This window comes from Pseudomonas sp. ChxA (assembly GCF_030263855.1).
Taxonomy (GTDB): domain Bacteria; phylum Pseudomonadota; class Gammaproteobacteria; order Pseudomonadales; family Pseudomonadaceae; genus Aquipseudomonas; species Aquipseudomonas fluorescens_CB.
The window spans coordinates 597,081-612,001 of record NZ_JARPMK010000001.1 but is presented as its reverse complement, the minus strand read 5'-3'; the positions used below and the strand labels follow the sequence as shown (position 1 = coordinate 612,001).

Below are 14,921 nucleotides of genomic sequence, written 5' to 3'. Positions count from 1 at the left end.
AAAGAATAAAAAGAGGCGTGCCGTGCTCAACAAAAGACATTTGCCCTCGATCACCGCCCTGCAGTGTTTCGAAGCCGCCACCCGCCACCTGAGCTTCACCCGCGCTGCCGAGGAACTGAACCTCACGCAAAGCGCAGTGAGCAAGCAGGTCGCGCAGCTGGAAGAATTGCTCCAACACCTGTTGTTTCGCCGGGTGCGCCGCCGCTTGCAGATGACACCAGCAGGGGATCTGTACCTGGTGGAAGTGCGCAAAATCCTCACGCAAGTGGAGATGTCCACCCACTACCTGCGCTCCTACGGCGGCGAGACCGAAGTGCTGCGCGTGTCCACGCCCTACACGTTCGGCGCACGCTGGCTGGTGCCGCGCCTCAAGGGCTGGCGTTTGCGTCACCCGCAGATCCACCTGGACCTGTGCAACGAGCAGGAGCCGGACGAGTTGCTGCAAGGCAAGGCCGATATGGCTTTCTACTTCGGCCAGGGCTCACGGCCGGGCACCGAGAGCCTGAAGCTGTTCAGCGAAGAGTTGGTGCCGGTGTGTGCGCCAGAGAGCTTGCCTGCGCAGCCATTCACCGACCCCACGCAACTGAGCAACCTGGTGCTGTTGCAGAATGCCTCGCGACCGCAGGGCTGGCATGACTGGTTCGCCAGCCAGGGCTACCAGACCGAGCACAGCTACCACGGGCCGCGTTTTGATACCTTTTATATGTGCATTCGGGCGGCGCAGGTCGGCTGTGGCGTGGCCTTGTTGCCGCGCTTTCTGGTCGAAGAAGAGCTGGCGGACGGCAAGCTGGTAATTCCCTGGCAGCATGCAATGCCCAGCCAGGATGCGTATTACCTGGCGTATCCGGAGCATTCGGCGGAGGTGCCCAAGGTGCGTGAGTTTGTGAAGTGGATGATGGAGCAGGTTTAGGTCTTTTTGGGCTGCACCACCGTCATCACAGGCAAGCCAGCTCCCACATTTGGAACGCATTTCCAGTGTGGGAGCTGGCTTGCCTGCGATGAGGCCAGTGGCCGCACTGAAAAAATCACTGGCAAAACCCCACAGGTCTATGCGCCACTAGCACCCTTCCTTAATTGTGCGTAAAGGCCGGCGCCCATCGCCGACCCGTCTGGAGATTCCCGTTATGAGCGAGAGTGTGTTTGCCGATCGCATCGTGCAGAACTTGCTCGACACCGACTTCTACAAGTTGACCATGATGCAGGCGGTGCTGCACAACTACCCGAACGTGGAAGTTGAATGGGAGTTTCGTTGCCGCAACAGTGAAGACCTGCGCCCGTACCTGGCGGAAATCCGCTACCAGATCGAACGCCTCGCGGAGCTGAGCCTGAGCCCGGACCAGCTGGGTTTCCTGGAACGCATCAGCTTTATGAAGCCGGACTTCCTGCGTTTTTTGGGACTGTTTCGCTTCAACCTGCGCTATGTGCAAACCGGCATCGAGAACGGCGAGCTGTTTATCCGTCTGCGCGGGCCGTGGCTGCATGTGATCCTGTTTGAAGTGCCGATGCTGGCCATCGTCAGCGAAGTGCGTAACCGCTACCGCTACCAGACCGTCATCCTCGAACAGGCCCGCGAACAGCTGTACCGCAAGTTCGACTGGCTGACCGCCAATGCCAGCAGCGAAGAACTCTCGGAGCTGCAAGTGGCTGACTTCGGCACCCGCCGGCGCTTCTCGTACCGCGTGCAGGAAGAAGTGGTCAGCGTGCTCAAGCACGATTTCCCCGGCCGTTTTGTCGGCACCAGCAACGTGCACCTGGCCCGCGAGTTCGACATGAAACCGCTGGGCACCATGGCCCACGAATGGATCATGGCCCACCAGCAACTCGGCCCGCGCCTGATCGACAGCCAGATCGCCGCGCTCGACTGCTGGGTGCGCGAGTACCGTGGCCTGCTCGGCATTGCGCTGACCGACTGCATCACCACCGACGCGTTCCTGGGCGATTTCGACCTGTACTTCGCCAAGCTCTTCGACGGCCTGCGCCACGACTCCGGCGACCCGATTCAATGGGCCGAAAAAGCCATCGCCCACTACCACAAGCTCGGCATCGAGCCGATGAGCAAGACCTTGGTGTTCTCCGACAGCCTGACGCTGCCCAAGGCCCTGGAGATTTTCCGCGCGCTGCGTGGCCGGATTAATGTCAGCTTCGGCATCGGCACCAACCTGACCTGTGACATCCCGGGTGTTGAACCGATGAGCATCGTGCTTAAAATGACTGCCTGTAATGGCCAGCCCGTAGCGAAGATTTCCGATGAGGCGGGCAAGACCCACTGCACCGACCCGAATTTTGTCGCCTATTTGCGTCACGTTTTCAAAGTACCTGCCCTTTCCAGCAAGGAGTGAATCATGCAAGCCGTACAGCGTGAGATTGCGCAGCAGCTCAAGGTCCAAGCACCGTTCAACGACCAGGCCGCCCTTGAGGCCGAAGTGGCTCGCCGCGTAGGGTTTATCCAGGACTGCCTGCGCAATTCCGGGCTCAAGAGCTTGGTGCTGGGCATCAGCGGCGGTGTCGACTCCCTGACCGCCGGCCTGCTGGCCCAGCGTGCAATGAAAGAACTGCGTGCCAGCACGGGTGATGAAGCCTACCGCTTTATCGCCGTGCGCCTGCCCTACGAAACCCAGTTCGACGAACACGACGCCCAGGCGTCGGTGGACTTTATCGACCCGGACGAGCGCCACACCGTGAACATCGGTCCTGCGGTTAAATCCCTGGCCTATGAAGTGGCGGCGTTCGAAGGCAAGGCGGCGGTGTCGCGTGATTTTGTGCTGGGCAACACCAAGGCGCGCATGCGCATGGTGGCGCAGTACACCATCGCCGGCGCGGCCGGTGGTTTGGTGATCGGCACTGATCATGCCGCGGAAGCGGTGATGGGTTTCTTCACCAAGTTCGGTGACGGTGCCTGCGACCTGGCGCCGTTGAGCGGGCTGGTGAAGAACCAGGTGCGCGCCATTGCGCGGCACTTCGGTGCGCCGGAGTCGCTGGTCGAGAAGATCCCGACTGCCGACCTTGAAGACCTGTCGCCGGGCAAACCGGACGAAGCGTCACACGGCGTGACCTACGCCGAGATCGATGCGTTCCTGCACGGCGAGCCGGTGCGTGAGGAAGCGTTCAAGATTATCTGCGACACGTATCGCAAGACTGAGCACAAGCGCGTCATGCCATTTGCGCCGTGAGGTAAACCTGTTAGTCCGGCGGTGTTTGTTAGATCGCCTTCGCGAGCAAGCCCGCTCCCACACTTGACCGAGTTCCAACAGGGGAACGCGGTCAAATGTGGGAGCTGGCTTGCCTGCGATGAACGATAACGCGGTGTTACTTGACTACCACAGTGCCTTTCATCATCGAGATGTGGCCTGGGAACGAGCAGAAGAACGCGTAATCCGTGCCTGCAGCCAGTTTCGACACATCGAAGGTCACCGAATCTTTCTCACCAGCACCAATGATCTTGGTGTGGGCGATGATGCGGGTGTCGCCGTCTTTGAGGTAGTTCTTGTCGATACCGGCGGCCATGCCGTCGCTGGCAACGCCCGGCATGTCGGCGGCGGAACTCAGTACCCAGTTATGGCCCATGACGTTTTTCGGCAAGCTGCCGGAGTGCTCAAGGTTCACAGTGAACTTCTTGCAGCTCTTGTCGATGGTGATTTCTTTGGTGTTGAAGGACATCTGGTCGGTGGAATCAACAGTGACCGCGCACTCTGCAGCAAGCAACTGGCCGCTCGCCAGTGTCAGCAGGGAAACAGCAACGATTTTGGCAAACATGTGAATCTCCAAGGCAGGGTTTAAAAAACGCGTATTGCGACTAGGGTGCCCCAAGCAGGCTGAAATTCTTATGATCTAAATCAACAGATTGTATACAACTTTAGGCTATCAGACTGATCAACACAATCTACCAGCCAAACAACCGCCACCCGCCTATGATCGCTCCATCCCCCACCGGAGCGTCTGCCATGCACTTCAATCAATTCTTCAACGGCCTCTTGGCCGCGTATGCCTGCGGTAAGTGAAGGCCAATCGCGCTGCTAAGCTGCTACCATAGCGACCCAAGGCAGCTGCGCGCCGCCCACCCTCACCTTCGACCCTAGAGGATCGCCCATGGCCAAACCTAATTACTCCTTCGCCAAACGTCAGAGAGACTTGGCCAAGGAGCAGAAGAAAGAGGAAAAGCTGCAACGCAAGAAAGCCGCTGCAGATGAAGAAGCAGGCGCACTGAACCCGGATGCTGAAGGTGAAGTGGCTGCTGATGACACCGAGACACCGAAAGACCCGGCTGAATAAATTTTGTTGGGGTGAGCAGGCCCTCCCTGCTCAACCCAACCCACTGTTACTCCAGCGGCATCACCGTCACCCGCACCTCCGGGTCATGGCTCCCTCCTCCCAGAATTACCCCACGCAACGGCGACACATCCGAGAAATCACGGCCCCAGGCCAGGGTGATGTGCTCGAGTGCCGGCTGCACGTTATTCGTCGGATCAAAATCCACCCAGCCCGCCACCGGGCAAAACACCGAGACCCACGCGTGGGATGCATCGGCGCCGATCAGCCGTGGCTGGCCGGGCGGTGGCTGGGTCAGCAGGTAGCCGCTGATGTAACGCGCCGCCAGGCCCCGTGAGCGCAGGCACGCGAGCATCAGGTGGGCGAAGTCCTGGCACACGCCGCGGCGACGCTCCAGCACTTCTACCAAGGGCGTGGCGACCTGGGTGGCTTCGGCATCGAAGGTGAATTCGCTGAAGATTTTCTGCATCAAGGCCTGCACACCCACCAGCAAGGGCACGCCCGGCGGGAAACAACTTTCGGAGAACTCGACGAAGGTATTTTTCAAATGCACGTAGGGCGATTCGAAGCGATAACGACAGGCTTCGAGCATTTCAGGCGATAGCACTTGGCTGCTGTAGGTCAGGCTGTCGCGCGTCTGGTCCCAGGCCGGTGACTGCTGGAAATCCAGCACCGGCCGCGCCAGCACTTCCACGGTCAGCCCGGCATTGACCAACAATTCATCATGCGGCCGTTCGAACGCCAGCCGGGTGATGGGGTTGCCGAATACGTCCAGCTCATCACGGCGCGACGACGGCTGTGGGCTGATATCCAATTGCTGGGAACTGCAGCGCTGCCACGCGCATGGCCGAGGCCACAGGTGCGCCAACTGCTGGGCCAGGGACACCGGGCTGTCGTAGTGGTAGTGGGTATCGTGAAAAATCTGGTAGCGCGCACTCATCACACCGACACCGTTTGCTGGCTGACATCATCCACATGGGCAAAATGACGCAACGCCAGGCGATCCGACACTTGCCCGCTTTCATCGGCGACCGCTTGCAACAGGTCCGCCAGGCCGTCCAATGCGGCACGCACGCTGGATTCGCCGAACAGCGGGTTCTCCAGGCAGCCCAGGTCGAAACGCGACAGGCGTTCCACCAACGGCGCCAGGCCGGTTTCCCGTGGCACGCCAAAGTCATCATTGAGACGCCGCAGAGTACGGCTGACCAGCTTCAGCTGGAACAGCACCGCGTGCGGGTTCTGTTCATCGAGCAGCAACAAGTCGAGCACCGGGATCAACTGCGGCACGGCCAGGTAACGCGAGCGATAGGTGATGCTGCTGTTGCCCAGCTCCAGCAGCCATTCCAACCCGGCCTGATCAAACACCGCCACGCCACGCAGGAACGCGGCGAGGCTGCTGCTGAGAAATTGCAGGCGTTCAATGCGCCGACCCATCATCAAAAAGCGCCAGCCTTCGTCACGGGTCATGTCATCCAGGGCGAATCCGGACAGCGCCGCCAGGGACATCACCAGGCGGTTGAGGAAATCCAGCAACTCGCCAAAATCCGGGGTCTCGCTTTCCAACTCCAGGGCTTCGCGCTGCAACTCCACCAGCGCTTGCCAGTTCTCGCGGGACAACTTGCCACGCACCTGGGACGCCGCCCACTGCAAGCGTTGCAGGTTGGCGCGCAGGCTCGACGGCCAGTCATCGCCAAGCAAAGCGGCAAGCAGGCGCTCGGGCAACTCGCCCTCCTCCGGCAATAAGCGCAGGGTCTCGCCCAGCTCGACAGCGGCCTGCAAGGCTTGCGGGTCGTCGCCATCGACATAGCGCGCCAGCACAATGCGCAGCCAGCGCGCGCTGTCATCACAGCGTTCGCAGTAACGGCCAAACCAGAACAGGTTTTCCACCACGCGCGACGGCAGATAAGGGTCGCGCCGCACCAGATCATGTACGCCAATCGCCCGTTGCGCGCGCCAATGCTCGCCGCCGACAGCACGGTCGCCCAGCACCCAGGTGTCTTTGCTCGCACCACCGCGTTGCATCGACACCACTTCGGCATCCGCCTCGGCCGCCACGCGAGTCAGGCCGCCGGGCAATACGCGGTAGCCGTCAGCGCTGGCCACCGCGTACACGCGCATGCCGATGGCACGGTGTTGCAGATGGTCGTCGACGGTGTGCCATACCGGCGCCTGGGACAATTGCGCCAGCTCCTGGGCCACATAGGCGTAAGGCCGCGCACGCATGCGTTCGGCCAGGACCAGGCGTTGCTCTTCGTTCAAATCGCGACCGAATACCGGTGCGAAGCTTTGCGAAGGAAACGCTGGTTTGATCAGCAATTCCGGCAGTTTTTCCAAGGCTTCGGCCAGCACCGGTGCCTCGCCGCACCACCAGGTGGCGATGGACGGCAGGATCAGTTCCTCACCAAACAGAAACTCGTTGATCTTTGGCAGAAAGCCAAGCAAACCGGGCGACTCCAGCACGCCGCTGCCCAAGGCATTGGCCACCAGCACATTGCCCTGGCGCACCGCATCCAGCAGGCCGGGCACGCCCAGGGCCGAGTCGGTGCGCAACTCCAGCGGGTCGCAGAAATCGTCGTCCAGGCGCCGCATGATCGCGTGCACCCGGCGCAGGCCGCTGAGGGTTTTGAGGAACACCGTGCTGTCACGCACCGTGAGGTCGCCGCCTTCTACCAATGGGTAGCCGAGCTGGCGTGCGAGGTAGAGGTGTTCGAAATAGCTTTCGTTGAAACGCCCCGGCGTGAGCAGCACGATCAGCGGCGGCTGGTCATCACCGGGCGCCTGACGGGCCAGGGTTTCCTGGAGCGTGCGGAAGAAACCCGTGAGGTGTTGAACCTGCAAATCACGGTACAGATCCGGGAATGCACGGGACACGATGGTGCGGTTTTCCAGCGCGTAACCTGCGCCCGAGGGCGCCTGGGTACGGTCGGCGGTGACCCACCAACGGCCATCCGGGGTGCGCGCCAGGTCCACGGCATACAGGTGCAGAAACGCGCCGTCCGGCGGCTGAATGCCCTGGCACGGCCATAGGAAGTTGTTGTGCCCAAACACCAGCTCGGCCGGCAACAGGCCTTCTTTGATAAGGCGCTGCGGGCCGTACAGGTCGGCCAGCACGGCATTGAGCAAACGCGCCCGTTGGGCGATGCCGGCCGACAGGTGCTGCCACTCATCGGCGGCCAGCACATGGGGCAGCAAGTCCAGTTCCCACGGGCGGTCGGCGCCTTTGGGGTCGGCGTAGACGTTGTAGGTCACGCCGTTTTCCTGGATCTGCCGGGTCAGCAACGCCTGGCGCTGGGCCAGTTGCACGGGCGTACTGCGTTGCAGGTGATCGAGCAGGCGCTGCCAATGGGCACGCACCGCGCCACTGTCGTCGAGCAGTTCGTGATAGGTGCCCGCAGTGAGCGGGTAACGGTCGAGCAAGTCGGGCATGGAACGCTCGGCAGAGGCAAGGGAAGTCAGTTTAAATCAAATTCACTGCAATCTAATGTGGGAGCCGGCTTGTTGTGGCGAGGGAGCTTGCTCCCGTTCGACTGCGTAGCAGTCGCCTGCTTTGGGGGCGCTTCGCACCCCAGCGGGAGCAAGCTCCCTCGCCACAAAAGCCATCCCTCATTTGGATTGGTTATTTCTTATTGGGGAAACGCCGCAAATCCAGGGTCATTGGTAGTTCATCGTTAATCACCAAAGGCGGTACCGGCAATTTGCCTGGGCTGTGGCCGAGGCGGAAAAACCGCGCCATGCGCCGGCTCTCGGCCTCATTGGCATTCACCGGCAAGCTGTCGTAATTGCGCCCACCCGGATGCGCGACGTGGTACTGGCAGCCGCCCAGGGAGCGTTGCATCCAGGTGTCGAGCACATCGAACACCAACGGTGCGTGCACCGCGATGGTCGGCTGCAAACAGTTGGCCGGTTGCCAGGCGCGATAACGCACACCGGCGACAAACTCGCCGATACGCCCGGTCGGCTGCAACGGCACCGGGATGCCGTTGCAGGTCAGCAGGTAGCGTTGCGGCGCCAAGCCGCTTAACTTCACCTGCAAGCGTTCCAGGGATGAGTCCACGTAACGCACCGTGCCACCCACGGCGCCTTCTTCGCCCAGCACGTGCCAAGGCTCCAACGCCTGGCGCAACTCCAGTTCGATGCCGCTGACGGCGTAGTCGCCGACCTTGGGGAAACGAAACGCCAGGTGCGCGGCAAACCATTCGGCGCGCAGCGGGTAACCAGCAGCGTTGAGCTCGACGATCACGTCGGCAAAATCCTGCTCGATAAAGTGCGGCAGCAAAAAGCGATCGTGCAGCTCAGTGCCCCAACGCGCCAGTTTTGGCGGTGCATACGGTTCGCGCCAGAAACGCGCGACCAAGGCGCGCAGCAGCAATTGCTGGGTGAGGCTCATGCGCGCATGGGGCGGCATTTCAAATGCACGCAATTCCAACAGGCCCAGGCGGCCCGTGGCGCCGTCGGGCGAATAGAGTTTGTCGATGCAGAATTCGGCGCGATGGGTGTTGCCGGTCACGTCGATCAGCAGGTTGCGCAACAGCCGGTCGACCAGCCACGGCGGGCATTCCTCGCCAGGCTCGGGCATTTGCGCGAAGGCGATTTCCAGCTCGTACAGCGCATCGTTACGCGCTTCATCCACCCGTGGCGCCTGGGAGGTCGGACCAATAAACAGCCCGGAAAACAGGTACGACAAGGACGGATGGTTATGCCAGTAGCTGATCAGGCTGCGCAGCAAATCCGGGCGGCGCAGGAACGGCGAGTCTTTCGGCGTCGCGCCGCCCAGCACAAAGTGGTTACCACCGCCGGTGCCGGTGTGGCGCCCGTCGATCATGAACTTTTCGGTGGTCAGGCGGGTTTGCCGTGCCTCTTCGTAAAGGAACTCGGTGCGTTCCACCAGCTCATCCCAGGTCGCGGACGGCTGCACATTGACCTCGATCACACCCGGGTCCGGCGTGACCCGGAAGTTGCTCAAGCGCGTATCGAATGGCGGCTCGTAACCTTCCAGCAATACCGGGCAATGCAGTTCTTCGGCGGTGGCTTCGATGGCAGCCACCAACTCCAGGTAATCCTCGACGCGCTCCAGCGGCGGCATAAATAGGTACAAACGCCCTTCCCGCGCTTCGGCACACAAGGCGGTGCGGGTCAGCCAGTCGGCGGATTCGTCGACCTTCGGCTCGCGCTCGTCGCTCGGCGCAGGCGTGGCGTGGCTTTGCAGTTGGGCGGTGGTCGGCAGCTCCGGCTGATCCTGATTCGGGTCGGTGGGATGCACAAACGGATACTCCGCCGCCGTCACCCATGGCTGCGAGGCCAACGGCAGTCGATAACCCAGCGGTGAGTCGCCCGGCACCAGACGGCAGTGGTTATCACGCAGGTACCAGCGCCCGCTCTGCCAGCGGTCATTGGCCGCCGTGCGCGCCAGCGGCAGCACTTGGCCGATGACTTTATCCAGGCCCTGGCTGAACACTTTGCGCAGGCGCTCGCGCTCAAGATCGTCGCTTAAACGCGGGTCCTGGGCGGTAACGTTTTGCGGCAGCGCACCTTCGCGCCACAGGTAGTAGAAGTTGTCTTCGAAAGCCGGGAACACAAAGCGGGCCGGCAGTTTAAGGCGCTCGGCGACACTGGCCAGGAAGCGCCCGGCCATCGCACCATCGGCGCCATAATCCTGTTGTTCATCGGCGATCAACGCGCTGTTGTGCCAGATCGGCACGCCGTCGCGGCGCCAGTAGCAATTGAGCGACCAGCGCGGCAGTTGCTCGCCGGGGTACCACTTGCCCTGGCCAAAGTGCACCAGGCCTTTGGGCGCGTAGTGCGCGCGCATGCGCTGGAACAGCTCGGCGGACAGACGACGCTTGTCCGGCCCGAGGGCCGCGGTATTCCACTCGGCGCCGTCCGGGTCATCGATGGAGACGAAGGTCGGTTCGCCGCCCATGGTCAGGCGTACGTCATCCTTGAGCAGGTCGGCGTCGATCTGCCGGCCCAACGCCTGGATCGCCAGCCATTGTTCTTCGGTGTAGGGCTTGGTGACACGTGGCGCTTCCCAAATGCGCTCCACCGACATCTCGTGGGTGAATTCGCACTCGCAGGGTTCCACCAGCCCGCTGATCGGTGCGGCGGACGAAGGATCAGGGCTACAGGCCAATGGGATATGCCCTTCACCGGCGAACAGCCCGGAGGTGGCGTCCAGGCCGATCCAGCCCGCGCCTGGCAAGTACACCTCGCACCAGGCGTGCAGGTCGGTGAAGTCGACTTCGGTGCCGGACGGGCCATCGAGGGCTTTGACGTCGGCGGTGAGCTGGATCAAATAGCCCGACACAAACCGCGCCGCCAACCCCAGGTTGCGCAGCAGTTGCACCAGCAGCCAGGCCGAATCTCGGCAAGAGCCGGAAGCCGCGCCCAAGGTGAATTCCGGAGTTTGTACGCCCGGTTCCATACGGATCAGGTAACCGATATCCGCAGCCAGGCGCTGATTGAGCCCGACCAGAAAATCCACAGCCGGCAGCGGCGTGCGGTCAATACCCGCCAGGTAGGCGGCAAACTTTGGCGTCAGCGGCAAGGTTTCCAGGTACGGCGCAAGCTCGCGCTGCTCATCGGCGGCGTAGCTGAAGGGGATTTTTTCGGCGTAGGGTTCGAGGAAAAAATCGAACGGGTTGAACACCGCCATCTCGGCGACGAGGTCGACCTCAATGCGCAGTTCGTCGGTCTTTTCCGGGAACACCAAGCGCGCCAGGTAGTTGCCCTGTGGGTCCTGCTGCCAATTGATGAAGTGCTGCTCGGGCAGCACTTTGAGCGCGTAAGACAAGATCCGCGTGCGGCTATGGGCAGCCGGGCGCAAGCGCACGATCTGTGGGCCGAGTTCGACAGCGCGGTCGTAGCGGTAATGCGTAACGTGGTGCAACGCGACATGAATCGACACGGCGGCCTCCTGCGAGCCAGGGCATGGACACAAAGCGCGCAAGACTTATGCCAGAGCGGCCGTCATTGCGCTTTATCGTAAGACCCGGTGCAGTACAGCACCAAAACGGCGCCGTGCCTGCGGTTATGGTGCAAGGCTTGCACATATTTGTGGCGTGAGTGGGTGCGGCGGTAGCGATTGGGTGGGCGATGAGGTGGGGAATTACCTCGGTTTTTTTATTCTGATGATTGCGCGCTCGTGTTTGCGGCGTTTGTTGATGGCTGCCTGGACTTTTACGCGCATGTGGCGAACTTCTACATAGGCGGCACGCATTTCCTGATGGCGTTTGCTGCGCAGCAGTAGCAGGCCGAGTATCGGCCAGAAGAAGCATTCAAAATAAATGAACATGTGCGGTGAAAAATAAAAGCCCGGCACTGCAATCAATAGGCAGGCGATGAAAAGGGCATACATCCCCCAAGCCCATTTCGGTCGCCCATAGATAATCATGAAATTGCAGTGGGTGATAAAGACGACCAACACCAAGCCGGTAATCTCAGCATCCGCATTCGATAACGAGGGTAAATAATAGTTTTCCACCAGTACGACAACAGCGGAACTGCCGAATAAACCCGAAAGAATTACGCCAATAAGCACGGGAAAATTACGAGCCAGAAAAGGCCGGATAGGAACAAGATACTTCCTTGTGATAAGCCTCATTCTGAGATCTCCTCATACAGCCCAACGGCAATGATCCGGATATTTCCGGACCGTATGCTGCCAGCAACAGCAGACGCAGCGCCGAGGGCATCAAGCATCTGCAAGAGCGTCCCATTCCTTATTTCCGCCGACGTGTAGCGCTTTGGCATCTCACCCGCGATTTGTTTCAGCTTGATCATTTTTCGGGTTATTCCGGGATGGTTGATACTCAGCAGCTCCCTGGTGAGTTTTGCCCGTTCTTGCCGACTCAAGCCTTCAAGCACCTGTTGCGTGGTTTTCCCGGTTGCCTTTTTCAGCATGTTGACGAATCGGATTGTCGACATCGCGGAAGTACCAGCACCTAACAAAGAAACCGCATCCAGCCCAACCACTACGGCCTGATACCATGGCTCGTTGTCCATAGCATCGTTAAGGGCAGGATCATTCATTTCGTTTCTAGTCCGGCGACCGCTAATCCAGCACTGAAGCGAGCTGGCGACTGCCGACGTATAGCCAATCACAGCAACCACACCAGTAGCCCCGAAGGTGAAGGGGCTCAACGTAGAGCCACCCGCCATCACCAACCAGCTAATCACCGCCGATGTACACGCCAGCCCCGTATTCACCGCCTCAAACGCCACCTGCGACTCCCGCGGCTCATTCGCCAACCGCCGCGCAAACTCCACGCGCCCGATGTAACTGGGCGCCTCACGCAAAATCACTTTCTTCGGCGCAACACTGCAAATCGGCTGAAACTCACGCAACACCATCGCCCGCAACTGAGCGTCGAGGTACACCACGCCCGCGCCGACAATTGCCGGATCAGCATCAATGGCGGCAAATAACTTGCGCAGATCAATACTGCTTTCGACCCACTGCCGCGTGGGCAAATGGGCACTGGGGAAACCGTCTTTCAACACACTGGAAGTCATCCCTTTACTCCGGTTTTCACAAGAGCGCAGAGGGTAAAGACTGGGCATCGCCTAAAAATGTCAGAAGCTTCGCTTTATCCGGAAAGGCGCTTCCTTATCGTGGCTGAGCACCTTGTAGGTCATATCCCAAATAAGAAAGAGTGTGCCCCCCACCCATTCGGGTGCACACCAAAACAGGGAACGATGATGGCGACTGATATGTTTTTGAAGCTGGGAGACATCAAGGGCGAGTCCAAGGATCAGGTGCACCGCGATGAAATCGCGATCAGCAAATGGGGCTGGGGCATGTCTCAGACAGGTTCCATGCACAGCGGCAGCGGCGGCGGTGCCGGCAAGGTCGACATTCAAAATCTGGTCATCACCAAGTTCATGGATAAGTCTTCACCCAACCTGATGATGGCCTGCTCCACCGGCAAGCATTACCCGGAGGCGCGGCTGGTGGTACGCAAGGCCGGAGGCAGTAATGCCGTGGAGTATCTGCTGATCACGATGAAGGAAGTCATGGTGACCTCCTACCAAACCGACGCGGTGACCACCAGCGATACACTGACCGAGGTGATCGGCCTGAACTTCGCCACGGTCGAAGTCAGCTATCAGCCGCAGAAAGCTGACGGTGGCAAGGACGGTGGTGCGGTCAAATACGGTTGGAATATTCGCCAGAACGTCAAAATGTGACACCGCCGGTCGAGTGCGCCCAGCCTCACTCAGCATGTGTTCGACGATCCAGGCGGCACCCTTGGGCTAGGGTTTTTTATGCGCGGCGATTACCGCCTGACGAAGATGGCGGACTTCCAACAGTTTGTTGCGCATTTCGCGGTGACGCTTGCTGTTGAGCAGCAACAAACCCAACAGCGGAAAGAGTACCGCCGAGCCGTAGACCAGTTTGGGAATGGGGTACTGAATCATCGGCAGCACGAACAGCAGGCAGCAGCCCAGGTAACCCGCCACCAAGCCGGTGGCCCAGGGGCGGCCACGCGCAACCATCACGTTGCCAAACACCAGTACCGCCACCAGCAGCAAAATCGCCAGGCCGGAGTAGTCGGATTTAAGCGACGGGTCGACACCACGCAAATACGTCACCCCGGCGAGGGACACTGCAGACGCGCCGGAAAAGATCGCCATGAAGATCGTGCCCATGAACACCGGGAAATAGCGCGCGAGGAAACTGCCCATGTCGGGGAAACCTTTCATTCGGTGAGGTCCTCATACAAGCCGATTGCAAGGGTGGTGGCGCTGCCCACGCTACCGCTGCGGTAGCTGCCGACGATACCGAGGATGCCGCCCAAAGCGTCTTTCATCTGGGTCAGGGTGGCATGCCGAATTTCCGTGGAGCTGAAGCTTTTGGTCAGTTTGCCTGCACGCTGCTGCAACTTGAGCAGCTTGGGCGTCAGGCTGGGGTCGCGCAGGCTTAGCAGCTCCTTGGTCAGTTTCTTGCGTTCCTGGCGATTTAAACCCTTGAGCAATTCATACCAACTCTTGCCCAGAGCGGCAGCCTTTTTGGCCCTGAGCAGCTTCACCGTGGTCAGCGCGCCGGTGCCGATCCCCACCAGGGAAGCCGTATCGAGGAGGGTTGAAACAGCGCCGAACCATTCGGCGTCATCCATCCGGTCGTTAGCGTCAGGGTCGAGTATCTCGTTGTAGGTACGTGCCACGCCGAACCCGCACTGCGCACTGCTGGCCAGTGCCGCCGTCACGCCAATGCCCACCACGAATGCGCTGGCGCCTGCCGTAAAAGGCACAGCGACGCTGCCGCTGAACACCACGATCCAGCCGATAATCGCGGCGGTGCAAGACAGGCCCATATCAAACGCCTCTTTTCTGAGGCGTTCTTCCCGTGGGTCGGTCTTGACCTGCTCCACAAATTGCGCGGGCGAAATGTACTTCTGTGCTTCGCGCAAAATGATGCGCTTGGGCTTGATGCTGCAGATGGGCTTGAATTCGCGCAGGGTCACGACGTTGAAGTCGGCGTCGATGTACACCACACCCGCGCCGACAATGCCGGGGTCGGCATCGATGGCGGCGAACAACCGTAGCAGGTTGATCTGGCTTTCGATGCGCTGGCGCGCCATGAACTGGGAGCGGTTGGAGTCCATGCCGATGGAGAGCAGGGGGTTGCTCATGGGTGTTCTTCCTTGAATATGAGG

At 60.5% G+C, this 14,921-nt stretch carries 13 protein-coding genes; 5 read left to right on the top strand and 8 right to left on the bottom strand.

The window, feature by feature from the left end:
* Window positions 1-22: 22 nt before the first annotated feature.
* From P5706_RS02575 to nadE, 3 genes are all read left to right on the top strand, one after another.
* Window positions 23-910 carry a LysR family transcriptional regulator gene (locus P5706_RS02575; RefSeq protein ID WP_200432006.1) on the top strand — a complete coding sequence of 296 codons (888 nt, stop codon included), beginning with the start codon at window positions 23-25 and terminating at the stop codon, window positions 908-910.
* Between the two features lie 214 nt (window positions 911-1,124).
* Window positions 1,125-2,339 (top strand): nicotinate phosphoribosyltransferase, encoded by a 1,215-nt coding sequence (pncB, locus tag P5706_RS02570; protein ID WP_110623864.1) that lies wholly within the window; start codon window positions 1,125-1,127, stop codon window positions 2,337-2,339.
* Window positions 2,340-2,342: 3 nt separating this feature from the next.
* Window positions 2,343-3,170 carry an NAD(+) synthase gene (gene nadE / locus P5706_RS02565; RefSeq protein ID WP_285678493.1) on the top strand — a complete coding sequence of 276 codons (828 nt, stop codon included), beginning with the start codon at window positions 2,343-2,345 and terminating at the stop codon, window positions 3,168-3,170.
* A 136-nt stretch (window positions 3,171-3,306) separates the two neighbouring features.
* On the opposite strand, the gene azu is transcribed toward nadE, so the two are convergent.
* Window positions 3,307-3,753 carry an azurin gene (gene azu / locus P5706_RS02560; RefSeq protein WP_017138443.1) on the bottom strand — a complete coding sequence of 149 codons (447 nt, stop codon included), beginning with the start codon at window positions 3,751-3,753 and terminating at the stop codon, window positions 3,307-3,309.
* Window positions 3,754-4,086: 333 nt separating this feature from the next.
* Here azu and P5706_RS02555 point away from each other — a divergent pair, with 333 nt between their 5' ends.
* The gene (locus tag P5706_RS02555) at window positions 4,087-4,269 is read left to right on the top strand and encodes a hypothetical protein (protein ID WP_017138444.1); all 183 of its coding nucleotides are present in this window, start codon (window positions 4,087-4,089) and stop codon (window positions 4,267-4,269) included.
* A 46-nt stretch (window positions 4,270-4,315) separates the two neighbouring features.
* Here the strand turns inward: P5706_RS02555 and P5706_RS02550 are convergent, their stop codons facing one another.
* From P5706_RS02550 to ssp4 (P5706_RS02530), 5 genes are all read right to left on the bottom strand, one after another.
* Window positions 4,316-5,206, bottom strand: coding sequence for a transglutaminase family protein (locus P5706_RS02550; RefSeq protein ID WP_285678492.1), 891 nt, complete (start codon window positions 5,204-5,206; stop codon window positions 4,316-4,318).
* The gene (locus tag P5706_RS02545; RefSeq protein WP_200432008.1) at window positions 5,206-7,692 is read right to left on the bottom strand and encodes a circularly permuted type 2 ATP-grasp protein; all 2,487 of its coding nucleotides are present in this window, start codon (window positions 7,690-7,692) and stop codon (window positions 5,206-5,208) included. Before P5706_RS02545 ends, P5706_RS02550 begins: the two co-directional genes overlap by 1 nt.
* A 190-nt stretch (window positions 7,693-7,882) precedes the next feature.
* Window positions 7,883-11,170, bottom strand: a complete 3,288-nt coding sequence (locus P5706_RS02540) for a transglutaminase family protein (RefSeq protein WP_285678490.1) — start codon at window positions 11,168-11,170, stop codon at window positions 7,883-7,885.
* Window positions 11,171-11,371: 201 nt separating this feature from the next.
* Window positions 11,372-11,866 carry a hypothetical protein gene (locus tag P5706_RS02535; RefSeq protein WP_285678489.1) on the bottom strand — a complete coding sequence of 165 codons (495 nt, stop codon included), beginning with the start codon at window positions 11,864-11,866 and terminating at the stop codon, window positions 11,372-11,374.
* Window positions 11,863-12,777 carry an Ssp4 family T6SS effector gene (ssp4, locus tag P5706_RS02530; RefSeq protein ID WP_285678488.1) on the bottom strand — a complete coding sequence of 305 codons (915 nt, stop codon included), beginning with the start codon at window positions 12,775-12,777 and terminating at the stop codon, window positions 11,863-11,865. The genes P5706_RS02535 and ssp4 (P5706_RS02530) overlap by 4 nt, the downstream gene beginning before the upstream one ends.
* A gap of 186 nt (window positions 12,778-12,963) precedes the next feature.
* On the opposite strand from ssp4 (P5706_RS02530), the gene P5706_RS02525 reads away from it, so the two are divergent.
* Window positions 12,964-13,452, top strand: coding sequence for an Hcp family type VI secretion system effector (locus tag P5706_RS02525; RefSeq protein WP_200432012.1), 489 nt, complete (start codon window positions 12,964-12,966; stop codon window positions 13,450-13,452).
* A 66-nt stretch (window positions 13,453-13,518) separates the two neighbouring features.
* Here P5706_RS02525 and P5706_RS02520 read toward each other — a convergent pair whose 3' ends face one another.
* Window positions 13,519-13,968 carry a hypothetical protein gene (locus P5706_RS02520; RefSeq protein ID WP_285678487.1) on the bottom strand — a complete coding sequence of 150 codons (450 nt, stop codon included), beginning with the start codon at window positions 13,966-13,968 and terminating at the stop codon, window positions 13,519-13,521.
* On the bottom strand, window positions 13,965-14,897 hold the full coding sequence (gene ssp4, locus P5706_RS02515) for an Ssp4 family T6SS effector (protein WP_285678486.1): 933 nt from the start codon (window positions 14,895-14,897) through the stop codon (window positions 13,965-13,967). Before ssp4 (P5706_RS02515) ends, P5706_RS02520 begins: the two co-directional genes overlap by 4 nt.
* Window positions 14,898-14,921: the final 24 nt, after the last annotated feature.

Coding starts and splice junctions, on each gene's coding strand:
- P5706_RS02555 (WP_017138444.1), top strand. CDS start 4,087: ATGGCCAAACCTAATTACTCCTTCGCCAAACGTCAGAGAGACTTGGCC.
- pncB (WP_110623864.1), top strand. CDS start 1,125: ATGAGCGAGAGTGTGTTTGCCGATCGCATCGTGCAGAACTTGCTCGAC.
- azu (WP_017138443.1), bottom strand. CDS start 3,753: ATGTTTGCCAAAATCGTTGCTGTTTCCCTGCTGACACTGGCGAGCGGC.
- P5706_RS02545 (WP_200432008.1), bottom strand. CDS start 7,692: ATGCCCGACTTGCTCGACCGTTACCCGCTCACTGCGGGCACCTATCAC.
- P5706_RS02535 (WP_285678489.1), bottom strand. CDS start 11,866: ATGAGGCTTATCACAAGGAAGTATCTTGTTCCTATCCGGCCTTTTCTG.
- ssp4 (WP_285678488.1), bottom strand. CDS start 12,777: ATGACTTCCAGTGTGTTGAAAGACGGTTTCCCCAGTGCCCATTTGCCC.
- nadE (WP_285678493.1), top strand. CDS start 2,343: ATGCAAGCCGTACAGCGTGAGATTGCGCAGCAGCTCAAGGTCCAAGCA.
- ssp4 (WP_285678486.1), bottom strand. CDS start 14,897: ATGAGCAACCCCCTGCTCTCCATCGGCATGGACTCCAACCGCTCCCAG.
- P5706_RS02520 (WP_285678487.1), bottom strand. CDS start 13,968: ATGAAAGGTTTCCCCGACATGGGCAGTTTCCTCGCGCGCTATTTCCCG.
- P5706_RS02550 (WP_285678492.1), bottom strand. CDS start 5,206: ATGAGTGCGCGCTACCAGATTTTTCACGATACCCACTACCACTACGAC.
- P5706_RS02525 (WP_200432012.1), top strand. CDS start 12,964: ATGGCGACTGATATGTTTTTGAAGCTGGGAGACATCAAGGGCGAGTCC.